Annotated in this window: 9 protein-coding genes; 1 reads left to right on the top strand and 8 read right to left on the bottom strand. The window is 71.6% G+C overall.

Features of this window, described 5'->3' with window-relative positions; translation table 11 throughout:
* Window position 1: 1 nt before the first annotated feature.
* The 6 genes from ABZ459_RS09965 to gltB all read right to left on the bottom strand — a co-directional run bounded on the left by ABZ459_RS09965 (window position 2) and on the right by gltB (window position 10,403).
* Window positions 2–352 (bottom strand): DUF2784 domain-containing protein, encoded by a 351-nt coding sequence (locus tag ABZ459_RS09965; protein WP_357968196.1) that lies wholly within the window; start codon window positions 350–352, stop codon window positions 2–4.
* A complete protein-coding gene (locus ABZ459_RS09960) occupies window positions 349–2,046 on the bottom strand; it encodes a S8 family serine peptidase (protein WP_357968194.1) in 1,698 nt (565 codons plus the stop codon). The genes ABZ459_RS09965 and ABZ459_RS09960 overlap by 4 nt, the downstream gene beginning before the upstream one ends.
* 140 nt (window positions 2,047–2,186) lie before the next feature.
* On the bottom strand, window positions 2,187–3,632 hold the full coding sequence (locus ABZ459_RS09955) for an MDR family MFS transporter (protein ID WP_357968191.1): 1,446 nt from the start codon (window positions 3,630–3,632) through the stop codon (window positions 2,187–2,189).
* 89 nt (window positions 3,633–3,721) lie between these two features.
* Window positions 3,722–4,303, bottom strand: coding sequence for a helix-turn-helix domain-containing protein (locus ABZ459_RS09950; RefSeq protein ID WP_357968188.1), 582 nt, complete (start codon window positions 4,301–4,303; stop codon window positions 3,722–3,724).
* A 102-nt stretch (window positions 4,304–4,405) separates the two neighbouring features.
* Window positions 4,406–5,884, bottom strand: coding sequence for a glutamate synthase subunit beta (locus ABZ459_RS09945; protein ID WP_357968185.1), 1,479 nt, complete (start codon window positions 5,882–5,884; stop codon window positions 4,406–4,408).
* 13 nt (window positions 5,885–5,897) lie between these two features.
* The gene (gene gltB, locus ABZ459_RS09940; protein ID WP_357968182.1) at window positions 5,898–10,403 is read right to left on the bottom strand and encodes a glutamate synthase large subunit; all 4,506 of its coding nucleotides are present in this window, start codon (window positions 10,401–10,403) and stop codon (window positions 5,898–5,900) included.
* A gap of 312 nt (window positions 10,404–10,715) precedes the next feature.
* Between gltB and ABZ459_RS09935 the strand changes: the two genes are divergently transcribed.
* Window positions 10,716–12,257 (top strand): bis-aminopropyl spermidine synthase family protein, encoded by a 1,542-nt coding sequence (locus ABZ459_RS09935; protein ID WP_357968179.1) that lies wholly within the window; start codon window positions 10,716–10,718, stop codon window positions 12,255–12,257.
* Window positions 12,258–12,298: 41 nt separating this feature from the next.
* Here ABZ459_RS09935 and ABZ459_RS09930 read toward each other — a convergent pair whose 3' ends face one another.
* Together ABZ459_RS09930 and ABZ459_RS09925 are read right to left on the bottom strand one after the other, a co-directional pair.
* Window positions 12,299–12,889 (bottom strand): hypothetical protein, encoded by a 591-nt coding sequence (locus ABZ459_RS09930; protein WP_357968176.1) that lies wholly within the window; start codon window positions 12,887–12,889, stop codon window positions 12,299–12,301.
* 61 nt (window positions 12,890–12,950) lie between these two features.
* On the bottom strand, window positions 12,951–13,958 hold the full coding sequence (locus ABZ459_RS09925; protein ID WP_357968174.1) for a hypothetical protein: 1,008 nt from the start codon (window positions 13,956–13,958) through the stop codon (window positions 12,951–12,953).
* Window positions 13,959–14,048: the final 90 nt, after the last annotated feature.

Raw genomic sequence — 14,048 nt, 5'->3', positions numbered from 1 at the left:
GTCACTGACGACGGAGAACGTACCCGACGTAGGAGAACAACACGAGAACGGCGAGTCCGAGCCGTACCAAGTTCGCGTACTGTTCAGGGTAGATCACGCCTTCGATGTAGTGGTCGACGAAGCCGCTCGGCGGCAGGCCCGGCAGCCCGCCCCTGCGCCGCGCCCAGTCCTCGGCGACGGTCAGCGGGCAGTCCACACCGGTGACGAGTGTCACCACGGCCCAGCCGACGGCCGCGAGATGAAGGTAGATCGTCCGCCGCCACCGCCAGGCCAGGAACCCGCCCAGGGCCACGTAGGCGAGGAAGGTGAAGTGCGTCACCATCACCGCGTCCGCGAGCAGGCGGTACATCATGGCTCTATGGTGGCCGCCTTCCAGGCGTTCACGACGCCGTGCCCGAAGAAGCCGTTCTTGGCCTGGTCGCCCTCACACTGGTGGGTCTCGTTCTCGCCGTACACCTTGTAGACGTAGGCGCGCGGCGTCGGGCAGGCCACGGGCGTCGCGGTCCGGTAGAGCAGGTCCTCGACGGTGGCGGGGTCCATGGCCAGGCCGCCGGGGCCGGGCTTGCCGAACCGGCTGATCAGGATGGCCGCGACGCCGGTGGCGTGCGGGGCGGCCATGGAGGTGCCGTCGAGGTACTGGTAGTAGGAGCAGGCGCCCTTGTGGCAGTCGCGTACGACGTCGGCGCCCTTGGGCTTGCCGGCGGCGTCGATCCGGCCGCCGGCCTTGAGCACGTGCTCGGGGGCGGCGGCCAGGATCGACCGGGTGGCCGCGGCGCCCTTGCCGTCCAGCGCGTCGCCGCCGGGGGCGGCCAGGTCGGTCTGCTCCAGGCCGTAGTCGCTGTAGACGGCCTTGCGTCCGGACGGGCCGACGGCGGAGATCGAGATGACGCCCTTGGACTCGGCGGGCACGTTGACGCACGAGTTGTCTATCTTGCGGGTCTTCTCGTCGCCGCGCGGGTAGCCGGGGCTCTGCCTGTCGGCCGTGGGGTGCCCGAGGTCGGTGGAGCCGTTGCCGAGGGCGGAGACGAGCGTGACGCCCTTGCCGCGGGCGTAGTCGAGAGCGCGTTGCATGCCGACGACGACGGCCCGCTGTTCGAGCTGCTCCTTCTTGGTGTCGGCCTTGTTGGCGGCGCAGTTGAACAGCCAGGGGTCGACGTAGTAGCTCATGTTGACGACGTCCACGCCGATGTCGGCGGCGTAGGTGAGGGCGTCGAGGCTGGGCTTGAGGAAGAAGAAGCCGGAGTCCTGGCCGGCCCTGATGCTGACGAGCCGCACGTCCGGGGCGACGCCGGCGATGCCGATGCCGTTGATCGGGGAGGCGATGGTGCTGGCGACGTGGGTGCCGTGGCCGTCGTCGTCCTCGTCCACGGGGTCCTTGCAGGAGGGGGCCTCGCAGGGGCCGTCCAGGGTCTCGCCGCGCTCGTCCTTGGGCTTGTCGATGACGAAGTTGCGGCTCAGCTCGCGGTCGAAGTTGGGCGCGATGTCGGGGTGCTTGCCGTCGATGCCGGTGTCGATGACGCCGACCAGCACCTTCTTGCTGCCGGGGGCCTTGGCGTTGGCCCGGTCGGCGCCGATCATCTTCATGTCCCACTGGAGGTGGGCCAACGGCTCCTGGGCCAGGCCCTTCCCGGCCATGGATCCGGCGTCGGGGAAGCCCCCGCCGGCCGGGCGGGCGGCGCGGGAGGAGGTGGAGCCGATGACGCGGCGGTCGGGCGAGACGCCGACGACGGCCGGGTCGGCGCCGACGCCCTCGGCGAAACCGTCGCCGCCGCCCTGGGTGAGCACGTAGCCGAGCTTGCCGTCCTCCTCGACGACCGTGCCGCCGGCGCGCTTGACGGCCGCAAGGGCCTGGCTCTGCTTGCCGTCGGCGTAGAAGACCAGGTTCTGGTTCTGGCCGGTGCGGGAGGTCGTGGTGGGCTGCGCGGAGCTGGTGGGACCGTCCTGCGCGGGCTGTTCGGGGGTGGTCCGGTCTCCGGCGGCGGCCGAGCACGCGGTCAGCGCGGCGGCGACGGCCAGCGCCGTCAGGCCAGAGGCGACTCGCCGCATTGCTCCCCCATCCACCGACTGTCGCAGAATCTGCATCTTCCCGACACTCAACGGCTGATGCAACTTAGGTGTGAAATTTCGGCTAATGGGGGGTCACGCGGGCTCTGGGGGTTTTCGTCCAGAGCCCGCGTCCTACGGGGTCAGGCGTCGCGGTGCAGGCTCACGTTCGGCAGGCAGGCCAGCAGGACGACGCCGACCAGCATGACCGGCGTGACCCAGGCGAAGACGCCGCTGATCGCCTCGGCGAACGCCGGACGTACGGACTCGGGCACCGCACCGGCGGCCCCCGAGGCCAGGGCCGCCTGCCCCAGCCGGCCGCTGAAGACGCCCCCGAGCACGGCCACCCCGACGGCGCCGCCCACGTTCCTGGCGAAGGACACCACCGACGTGGCCGCGCCCCGGTCGGCGGCGGGCGCGCTGACCTGGACGGCCAGCATCAGATTCTGCAGCACCATGCCGAGCCCGACCCCGAACAGCACCATGTACAGCCCGGACGTGACCGCCCCGGTCCCCAGCCCCATGGTCGAGAACAGGAACGCAGCCACCGTCGCCAGCGCCGCCCCGGTCACCACGACCCACTTGTACGTCCCCAGCCCGGTCACCACCCGCCCCGCGACGGCCGAGGACGCGATCATGCCCGTCATCAGCGGAAGCAGCAGCAGCCCCGAGTTCGACGCGCTGGCCCCCGCGGCCAGTTGCAGGTAGAGCGGGAGGAAGGTGGCCGCCCCCACCATCCCGGTGGCCATCAGCACGATGGTCGCCGTGGCGATCGTGAACGTGCGGTCGCGGAACAGCCCGAGCGGCAGCACCGGCTCCTCGGCCCTGCGCTCCACCAGCACGAACAGCCACGCCAGCACGACCGCCCCCACGCCCAGCCCGACGACGACCGGCGAGGTCCACGCGTACGTCGTCCCGCCCCACGAGGCGAACAACGTCAGGCAGGTCAGCACCCCGGAGATCAGCGCGGCCCCCGGCCAGTCGATCCGGTGCGGCGAGGTGCGCCGCGGCAGCCGGAGCACGGCGAAGGCGACCGCCAGCGCGATCGCGCCGAGCGGCAGGTTGATGTAGAAGATCCAGCGCCAGGAGACGTGCTCGGTGAGGTAGCCGCCGATGACCGGCCCGAGGACGGCGGCCACGCCGATCACCGCGCCGAACAGGCCCTGAAACTTGGCGCGCTCGCGCGGGGTGGCGATGTCGGCCGAGATCGCCAGGGTCAGCACCATCAGGCCGCCGGCGCCGATGCCCTGGAAGGCGCGGAAGGCGATGAGCTGGGCCATCGTCTGGGCGAGCCCGCACAGGGCCGAGCCGGCGAGGAACAGGGCGATGGCCGACAGGTACAGGCGGCGGCGGCCGTACATGTCGCTGAGCTTGCCGTAGAGGGGCGCGACGATGCCCGAGGTCAGGGAGAACGCCGTGACCAGCCACGACACGTTCTCCAGGCCGTTCAGCTCGCCCACGATGGTGGGGGTGGCCGTGGCCACCACCGTCTGGTCGACGGCGGCCAGGAACAGGCACAGCAGCAGCGAGCCCATGCTGAGCAGGAGGCCGCGCCGCGGTGCGGCCTCCTGGGCGATTGTCGATACCATTCAGTTGTCTCCTTGCTTCTTTCGCGAGGGCAGGAGGAATCCGCGGCGGTCGGGGGTGCCACCCCGATCGCCGCTTTTCTTCGGATGTGTCAGAGTCCGCGTTCGAGCAGCGCGAACGCCTCGTCGAGCAGTTCTTCGACCGGCTTGTCCGTGGCGGCCGACTCCTGGATGGCGGAGATCATCGCGCCGAATGTCGCGATGAGCAGCATCCGGGCGTGGATGCCGCTGGTCACTCCGGGCCGGGCCCGCACGGCGCCGAGGACCGTCTCCATGATCTGGGTCTGGTCGACGGCGCGCGCCCTGGCGGCCAGCTCGGGATAACGGTTGTTGAGCTCCATGAACGGCTGCATGGTGTCCCAGATCGGGCGCACCCGCACGGCGAGCTCCCGGGCCACCGCCTTGAGCGACCGGAAGGCGGGCTCACCGGCCGGACGGTCGGCGAGCATGGCGACGATGTCGTCCGGCCGCCAGACCGGCTCCATGACGAGCGCCTCCTCCTTGGAGGCGAAGTAGTTGAAGAACGTGCGGGGCGAGATGTCGGCCGCCGCGCTGACGGCCTCGACGGTCACGGCGTCGAGGCCCTCGTCGAGCGCCAGCCGCACCGCGGCCAGCCGGATGGCCTGCCGCTTCTCGGCCCGGCGGCGCTCACGGCGCTGTTCCGGGCTCTCCATGTGTTGCACTCTACGCAGGATTTGCACTCTCTGCAAGGCTTGCAGAGTGTGCAAATGACGAAGGGCCCCGGAGCCTTCCGGCTTCGGGGCCCTTCGCGCAGGTCAGACCAGCGGACGCGCCGTCGGCAGGATCGCGTACGGCAGCGCCGTCTCCCCGCTCAGGTACCGGTCGACGCCCGAGGCGGCCGAACGGCCCTCGGCGATGGCCCACACGATGAGCGACTGCCCGCGGCCCATGTCACCGGCCACGAACACGCCCTCCACCTTCGACATGTACGTCTTGTCCCGGGCGACGTTGCCGCGAGCGTCGTAGAAGCCCTCGCCCGCGACCTCGGCCAGGTCCTCCAGCAGGGCGCCCTTCTCCGGCCCGAGGAAGCCCATGGACAGCGTGATCAGCTCGGCCGGGATCTCCCGCTCGGTGCCGGGGATCGGCTTGAAGCCGTTCTGCGGCCCCTCGACCTCGACCAGGCGCAGCGCCCTGACGTTGCCCTCGGCGTCGCCGACGAACTCGGTGGTGGAGACCGCGTAGACGCGCTCCCCGCCGCCGTCGGCCAGCTCCTCGTGCGCGCTCTCCATCTTGAACAGGATGGGGAACGTCGGCCACGGCTGGCTGCCGGGCCGGGACGCGGGCGGCTGCGGCATGATCTCCAGCTGGGTCACCGACGCGGCGCCCTGCCTGATCGCGGTGCCGATGCAGTCGGCCCCGGTGTCGCCGCCGCCGATCACCACGACGTGCTTGCCCTCGGCCGAGATCGGCGCGACCTCGTAGTCGCCCTCCTGGACCTTGTTGGCCGGCGGCAGGTACTCCATCGCCTGGTGGACGCCCTTGAGGTCGCGCCCGGCGACCGGCAGGTCACGCCACTGGGTGGCGCCGCCCGACAGCACCACCGCGTCGAACTGCTCGCGCAGCTCGGCCGCGGTGACGTCGACGCCGACGTCGACGCCGGTGCGGAACCTGGTGCCCTCGGCCCGCATCTGCTCCAGGCGCCGCTCGATGTGGCGCTTCTCCATCTTGAACTCGGGGATGCCGTACCGCAGCAGGCCGCCGATGCGGTCGGCGCGTTCGAACACCACCACGTCGTGCCCGGCCCTGGTGAGCTGCTGGGCGGCGGCCAGGCCCGCGGGGCCCGAGCCGACGACGGCCACCTTCTTGCCGGTGCGCACCCGCGGCGGCTGCGGGGTCACCCAGCCCTCGGCGAACGCGCGGTCGATGATCTCGACCTCGACCCGCTTGATCGCCACCGGGTCGGAGTTGATGCCGAGCACGCACGCCGCCTCGCACGGAGCCGGGCAGAGCCTGCCGGTGAACTCCGGGAAGTTGTTCGTGGCGTGCAGCCGCTCGATCGCCTCGCGCCAGTCGGTGCGGTGGACGAGGTCGTTCCACTCGGGGATGAGGTTCCCGAGCGGGCAGCCGTTGTGGCAGAACGGGATGCCGCAGTCCATGCAGCGGGCCGCCTGCCTGGTCAGCTTCTCCTGCGGGAAGTCCTGGTAGACCTCCCGCCAGTCGCTGATGCGGACGTCGACCGGGCGGCGCGCCGGCAGTTCCCGCTCGTGCGTGAGAAAACCCTTGGGGTCAGCCATCGAGTACGCCTCCCTAGCCCTGAACCGCAGCCGCCATGACGGCCTCGTCGATGTCCCTGCCTTCGGCGCGGGCGGCCTCGGCGGCCTCCAGCACCCTCTTGTAGTCGGTCGGCATGATCTTGCCGAACCGGGCGAGCGCGGCGTCCCAGTCGGCCAGCAGCTGCTTGGCCACCGGGGACGCGGTCTCGGCGAAGTGCTTCTCGACCGTCTCCTTGAGGAACTCGGCGTCCTGCTCGGACAGCGTCTCGATGGCGACCATCTCCCGGTTGACCCGCTCGGGGCGCAGGTCGAGCAGGTACGCCACGCCGCCGGACATGCCGGCCGCGAAGTTGCGCCCGGTCGGCCCGAGCACGACCACCCGGCCGCCGGTCATGTACTCGCACCCGTGGTCGCCCACACCCTCGACGACCGCCGTGGCGCCGGAGTTGCGGACGCAGAACCGCTCGCCGACCACCCCGCGGACGAACACCTCGCCGGACGTGGCGCCGTACAGGGCGACGTTGCCGGCGATGATGTGCCCGTCGAGCGGCGCCTCCTCGTGCGGCCGGACGGTGATCCGCCCGCCCGACAGGCCCTTGCCGAGGTAGTCGTTGGCGTCGCCGGTCAGGCGCAGCGTGATCCCGCGGGGCACGAACGCGCCGAAGGAGTTGCCCGCCGAGCCGGTGAAGCCGATGTCGATGGTGTTCTCGGGCAGGCCCTCGCCGCCGTACCGCTTGGTCACCTGGTAGCCGAGCATGGTGCCGACCGTGCGGTTGACGTTGCGGATGGGCAGCTCCAGCGTGACCGGGGTGCCCTCGTTGAGCGCGCCCTCGGCGAGCTGGATCAGGGTGTTGTCGAGAGCGTGCTCCAGGCCGTGGTCCTGCTCGACGGTGCGCCGCTTGGGCGTGCCCGCGGGCAGGTCGGGCTGGTGCAGGATCGGCGACAGGTCGAGCCCGCCGGCCTTCCAGTGGTTCTCGGCGGCCGTGGTGTCGAGCATCTCGACGTGCCCGATCGCCTCGTCGAGCGAGCGGAAGCCCAGCTCGGCCAGGTATTCGCGGATCTCCTGGGCAATGAACTCGAAGAAGTTGACCACGAACTCGGGCTTGCCGCTGAAGCGCTTGCGCAGCTCGGGGTTCTGCGTGGCGACGCCCACCGGGCAGGTGTCGAGGTGGCAGACCCGCATCATCACGCAGCCGGAGACGACCAGCGGAGCGGTGGCGAAGCCGTACTCCTCGGCGCCCAGCAGGGCGGCGATGACGACGTCGCGGCCGGTCTTGAGCTGGCCGTCCACCTGCACGACGATGCGGTCGCGCAGGTCGTTCAGCAGCAGCGTCTGCTGGGTCTCGGCCAGGCCGAGCTCCCAGGGCGCGCCCGCGTGCTTGAGCGAGGTCAGCGGCGAGGCGCCGGTGCCGCCGTCGTGGCCGGAGATGAGCACCACGTCGGCGTGCGCCTTGGACACACCCGCCGCGACCGTGCCGACGCCGACCTCGGCGACCAGCTTCACGTGGACCCTGGCCTCCGGGTTGGAGTTCTTCAGGTCGTGGATGAGCTGGGCCAGGTCCTCGATCGAGTAGATGTCGTGGTGCGGCGGCGGCGAGATGAGGCCGACGCCGGGCGTGGAATGGCGGGTCTTGGCGATCCACGGGTAGACCTTGTGGCCGGGGAGCTGGCCGCCCTCGCCGGGCTTGGCCCCCTGGGCCATCTTGATCTGCAGGTCGGCCGCGTTGACCAGGTACTCGCTGGTGACGCCGAACCGGCCGGAGGCGACCTGCTTGATCGCCGACCTGCGGGTGGCGTCGTACAGGCGCTCGGGGTCCTCGCCGCCCTCGCCGGTGTTGGACTTGCCGCCGAGCCGGTTCATCGCGATGGCGAGCGTCTCGTGCGCCTCCATCGAGATCGAGCCGTACGACATCGCGCCCGTGGAGAAGCGCTTGACGATGCTCTCGACCGGCTCGACCTCGTCGATCGGGATCGACTGCCCCTTGCGCAGCTTGAACAGGCCGCGCAGGGTCATCAGCCGCTCGGCCTGGGAGTCCACGAGGCTCGTGTACTCCTTGAAGATCTCGTAGCGGCGGGTCCTGGTGGCGTGCTGCAGCTTGAAGACGGTCTCGGGGTTGAACAGGTGCGGCTCGCCCTCGCGCCGCCACTGGTACTCGCCGCCAACCTGGAGCCTGCGGTGGGCGTTCTCCGCCCGCGGGTAGGCGTGGCGGTGGCGCTGGGCGGTCTCCTCGGCCAGCACGTCGAAGCCGACGCCGCCCAGGCGGGACGTCGTGCCGGTGAAGCAGGCGTCGATGACCTCCTGGCTCAGGCCGAGCGCCTCGAAGATCTGCGCGCCGGTGTAGGAGGCCACCGTGGACACGCCCATCTTGGACATGACCTTGATGACGCCCTTGCCGTACGCCTTGATCAGGTTGCGCACGGCCTTGTGCTTGCCGATCTGCAGCACACCGGTGTCGACCAGGTCCTCGACGGTCTCGATCGCCAGGTACGGGTTGACCGCGCCGGCGCCGTAGCCGATGAGCAGCGCCATGTGGTGGCACTCGCGGGCCTCGCCGGTCTCGATGACCAGCCCGATCTTGGTCCGGGTCTTCTCCTGGATCAGGTGGTGGTGCACCGCGCCGGTGAGCAGCAACGACGGGATCGGGGCGAGCGCGTCGGAGGAGCCGCGGTCGGACAGCACGATGATCCGCGCGCCGTTCGCGATGGCCCTGGACGCCTCGGCCCTGATCTCCGCCAGGCGGCCGAGCAGCGCCTGGCCGCCGCCCGCGACCTCGTACAGGCCGCTGATGACGTGCGGGTGGAAGCCCGGCAGGTCGTGCTCGTCGTTGATGTGGATGATCTTGGCGAGCTCGTCGTTGTCGATCACCGGGTACGGCAGCACGAGCTGGCGGCAGGAGGTCGGGCCCGGGTCGAGCAGGTTGCCCTCGGGGCCGAGCACGCTGGCCAGCGAGGTGACCAGCTCCTCCCGGATGGCGTCCAGCGGCGGGTTGGTGACCTGCGCGAACAGCTGCGTGAAGTAGTCGAACAGCAGCCGCGGCTTCTCGCTCAGCACCGCGACCGGCGTGTCGGTGCCCATCGAGCCGATCGGCTCGGCACCGCTCCTGGCCATCGGCGACAGGATGATCCGCAGCTCTTCCTCGGTGTAGCCGAAGGTCTGCTGCCGCTTGACCAGCGCCTCGTGCGTGGGGATCTCCCGCTGCCGGGCGGGCAGCTCCTCGAACCTGACCAGCCCGGCGTGCAGCCACTCCTCGTACGGGAGCGCGGCGGCCAGCTCGGCCTTGATCTCGTCGTCCTCGATGATCTTGCCGCGGGCGGTGTCGATGAGGAACATGCGGCCCGGCTGCAGGCGGCCCTTGCGGACGACGTCCTCGGGCGCGAAGTCCAGCACGCCGGCCTCCGAGGCCAGCACGACCAGCCCGTCGGCGGTCACCCAGAAACGCCCGGGACGCAGCCCGTTGCGGTCGAGCACGGCCCCGGCCAGGGTGCCGTCGGTGAACGTGATGGAGGCCGGGCCGTCCCACGCCTCCATCAGGGAGGAGTGGAACTCGTAGAAGGCGCGGCGCGCCGGATCCATCTCGGTGTGGTTCTCCCACGCCTCGGGGATCATCATCAGCACCGCGTGCGGCAGGCTCCGGCCGCCGATGTGCAGCAGCTCCAGGGCCTCGTCGAAACTGGCGGTGTCGCTGCCGTCGGGGTCGCAGATCGGGAAGAGCCGCGAGATGTCGCCCGGGATGTGGGCCGATGCCAGCATCGCCTCGCGGGCCCGCATCCAGTTGCGGTTGCCCTTGACCGTGTTGATCTCGCCGTTGTGCGCCACGTACCGGTAGGGGTGGGCCAGCGGCCAGCTCGGGAAGGTGTTGGTGGAGAAGCGCGAGTGCACCAGCGCGATCGCGCTCTCGTAACGCTCGTCGCTCAGGTCGGGGAAGAACGGCTCCACCTGGTCGGGCGTGAGCATCCCCTTGTAGACCACCGTGCGGGCCGACAGCGAGGGGAAGTAGACGTCCGCCTCGTGCTCGGACCGCTTGCGCAGGCAGAAGGCCAGCCGGTCGAGGTCGAGGCCCTGCTCGCCGCCGGGGCTCGACACGAAGAGCTGGGCGAAGTGCGGCATGACGGCGCGGGCGCTCGGGCCCGGCAGGGCGCGGTCGACGGGGACGTCCCGCCAGCCCAGCACCGTGAGACCCTCCTCGGCCGCGATCTCCTCGATCAGGCTGGTGGCGACGCCCCTGGCCTGCTCGTTGGCCGGCAGGAAGGCGATGCCGGTCGCGTACGCGCCGGCCTCGGGCAGCGCGAACGGCACGCTCGCGCGGTAGAACCCATCGGGGATCTGCGTCAGGATCCCGGCTCCGTCGCCGGTGTCCGGCTCGCTACCCTTGGCTCCCCTGTGATCGAGATTGCACAACGCCGTCAACGCCTTGACCACGATCGTGTGCCCACGGCGTCCGGCGACGTCGGCAACCATGGCGACACCGCAGGCATCATGCTCGTTGGCGGGGTGGTAGAGGCCCTGAGGCTCGGGGAATCCGAGGTGGGCAGCAGGCATTGAATCCCTCCCGTCGTCTTCGTCTGTCAAGAACTGCTCTACAGGCGGGGACGACGTTGGCCCTGCTGCATATCGTGGGTAGAGATTACCGCACGATGCCGGAATGGTGCCCGCCACGTCCGCATTGCGAACATTGCGCACGGTTCCAGCATCCGAACCTCCCATCCCAAACCCCGGACCGGGCCATCAGAATTCCCAGGTCACGCCCCTGTTGCCCCATGGCTCTCACAGACCACTGAAGCTCCTCCCGAACGGGCGCCAGCCGCTCGGCGGGCGGCCGGAGCCGGGCCCGCCCCTCGATAGGGTTGGCCCATGGATCGTGACGGGGTGGAGCGCCTGCTGGCCGAGGCGGGCGTCGACGGCAGGCGGCTGCGGCACGCCCTCACCCTCCTGTGCGACGGCCAGTGGTGGGCCCTGGGCGGCCTGGTCAGGGAGACCGCCACCTCCAGGCGGACGATCGAGGCCCTGCTGCGCGAGGTGCGCCTGGAGCGCTCGGGCGAGAAGTTCCGGGTGCCGGCCGGCGACACGCCCGCCTACCAGGACCTGCTGGCCATGGCGCCGCCGCCCGAAGACCCGGTGGCCCACCTGCTCCCCCACTACCCCGGCGTGCTCGAACGCCTCACCGCGCTGGTCGCGGGCGCGCCGCGGGCCCGTCACGTGCTCGACCACGTCTCGGCCACGCCGGAGACGGCGTTGCGGCGCGCGCTGCTGCTCGGGGCGCGCTACTGGCTGCCCGGAGCGCGGCTGCTGTGCGTCGGCGACCACGACCTGACCTCGCTGGCCGTCAAGCTGGTCCATCCCGAGACCGACGTCACGGTGGTCGACGTCGACGAGCGCATCCTGGCCTACATCGACGAGCAGGAGCTCGGGGTCCGCACGCGCTGGGCCGACCTGCGGCTCGGGCTGCCGGCCTCGGCGCGGGAGCACGACCTGGCGTTCACCGACCCGCCGTACACGCCGGAGGGGATCGGGCTGTTCACGGCGCGCGCCGTGGAGGGGCTGAAGGACGACGGGCGGGTGCTGGTGGCGTACGGGGCCAGCGAGCGCACGCCGATGCTGGCCTTCAAGGTCCAGCAGGCGTTGTCGGAGCTCAACCTCGCCTACGAGGCGATCTATCCGGATTTCAATCGCTATTTCGGGGCGGAGGCGATCGGCTCGGCGGCCGACCTCTACCTGCTGCGTCCCACGACCAAGACCCGCCCGGCGGTCAACACCCGGCTGGGCCGTCAGGCCACGGCCATCTACACCCAGGGCCCCCAGTCGGTCGAGGCGGCCCCGGCGGCGTTCCCGGCGCCCGACCTGGCCGGGTTCGAGGCCGACCTGCTGGTGGGCGAGTGGCCCAAGGAGCTCCCCCAGCCCCGGGTGCGGCTGGCGACCTGGCTGGCCAAGCCGTACGCGGCGGCCGTCGAGCGGGTGGCCGTCGCGCTGCCGCCGGGGCTGGAGGCGGCGCTCCCCCGCGTGCTGCTCGCCACCCGCGCCGCGCACGTACGCGTGTGGGGGGCCGACCTGCCGCCCCTGCCCGAGGCGCTGACCGCCGTCTACGAGTTCCGCCGGACGGGCGGGGCGCTCGACGCCGTACGCCGCCCGCAACCCGCCGGTGCGGCCGACGCGGTGCTGCGCCGGATCCTCGACAACGGCCACGCCAAACTCGCCAACACCTGGCGGGAGGCCCTCATCGCGGTGGCCCGCGACCAGGGCACGGCGCTCACCAAGAACGAGGCCCGCACGCTCATCCGCCAGACGGCTCCCTGGTCCGACGACCTGACCCCGCTGGAAGCCCCCCTCCACCGCCTGACCGGGCTCCCCACCGCCGTCTCCACCACCGTCACCGCCCTCACCACAACGACCCCCTGACCCCGCAATGCCCCCGGCCCCGGAATCGGTGTCACGGGCGGTCAGGTGGCGGCGAGGATGCGGTTCTGGACCACGCGGCCGAGACCGTCGAGGGCGACCAGTGCCGTGACCAGGCCGTCGGCGGAGACCGTGCCGCCCGCCCAGCTCACCGTCACGTAGTGGCCCATGGCACGCGCCTGGGCACGGCTGCGGGTGGCGTCGAACGCGGCGTCCTGCCGCACGAAGCCGTCCTTGCCCAGCGCCGCCACCAGGGCGTCGGCCGCGCGCCCGTCGGGCAGGTTGAAGATGGCGAACTGCCCGGCCAGCCCGTCGCCCTCGTACGCCGCCGCCAGCACCTGCGTGCACCCGGACGCCGACGCTCCCCACAGGACCTCGTCGCAGTCGGCGTGCTCCTGCGTGGAGACCCGCCGCAGCGAGCCGAGCGTCTTCGTCTCGGCGGTGAAGACCTCCTGCGCGGTCAGCGGCGCGGCGTCGGCCTGACGGGAGTCGACGGCCGCGTAGAAGGCCGAGGTGGGCTCGCCCCGGAAGGCGGCCGGCCGCGGCTCCCCCGGACGCAGCCACAACCACCCGGCCACGGCGACCGCCAGCACCCCCACGGCCACCCCCGCCACCACGACGACACGACGGGACATCACGCGACCGCCTCCCAGGACATGACGACTGCTCTCCTGATCGCGACCGTCGGAGACGACGTCACGAGGCCGGGCCTGTGATCGCGACGACCCGGCGGTAGACGGACTTCTCGGCGCCGCGCAGGGCCAGCGTGACGGAGACGAAGTCGTCCCGGGCGGTGGGGTCGAGGCCGTCGGTCTTGCCGAGCCAGACGAGGCCGACGTAGTGGCCGAGCGCGTAGCCGCCGCCCTCGGAGTAGCCGCCCGCCGGGAAGGCCGCCTTGGACGAGGTCAACGGCCGTACCCAGCCGCCCCGGTAGAGGGTCTTCAGGGATTCGACCAGGTCGCCGGCCGACTGGCCGTCCTTGAGGTTGAGCAGCGTGTACTGGCCGACGTAGCGGCCGTCGGAGCTGACGTACAGGCCGCGGGCCGCCTGGAGGCAGTCGGCTTCGGACACCTTCTCCAGCAGGGCCGTGCCCCACAGGGCGGCCGAGCAGTCGGCGTCGATGCGCTTGGCGGCGAGCTTGAGCGTGAGCTTCTTGGAGACCGCGAGCTCGCTCTGCCCGAACACCTCCTTGTCGGTGAGCTCCCGGCTGTCCTTGGCCCGGTCGGCCAGGGAGGCGAACAGCTTGGGCGAGCTCCAGCCCTGGTAGGACATGGGCATGGCGGCGTCCGGCCCGAGGACGGCGGCGTTGGCCTCCCGCTCGGGGGTGTATTCGCCGAGCGAGCCGACGACCGCCACCAGCCCCGCCGCGCCCGCGACGACGCCGATGACCGTGGCGATGATGACGATCAGCCGCTGCTGCTCCGGACGCAGGCCCCACTCGGTGAGCACCGGGAACTGCCAGTCGGAGCGCGGTGTGCGACGCCGCTTGCGCGAGCCGGAGCCGGTCGGGAACTCGGCGGACTCCCCGGTCCTTCCGGACTCCGCGGACGATCCCGACACCCCGAACCCGGCGAAACCCTCAGATCCGTCGTCGTGCCCGCCACCGTCCGCGGGGGCGCTGCGGCGTCCCGGCCGGGACTGCTCGCCGCCGCCGGTGGCCGCGCTGCGACGGCCCGTACGGGCGGCCTCCGCCAGGTCGTCCATGCTCGCGGCCCAGACCGCGTCGTCGTTGTCCGAGGCCCGCCTTCTCCCGCGAGCCGTCTCCCCACCGTCGTGGGCACGTCTCCCCCGGGA

Origin of the sequence: Nonomuraea sp. NPDC005692 (assembly GCF_040631115.1) — a bacterium.
Lineage (GTDB): Bacteria > Actinomycetota > Actinomycetes > Streptosporangiales > Streptosporangiaceae > Nonomuraea.
Note: the sequence above shows the minus strand (reverse complement) of the source record. Positions and strands in the feature narration are given on the sequence as shown.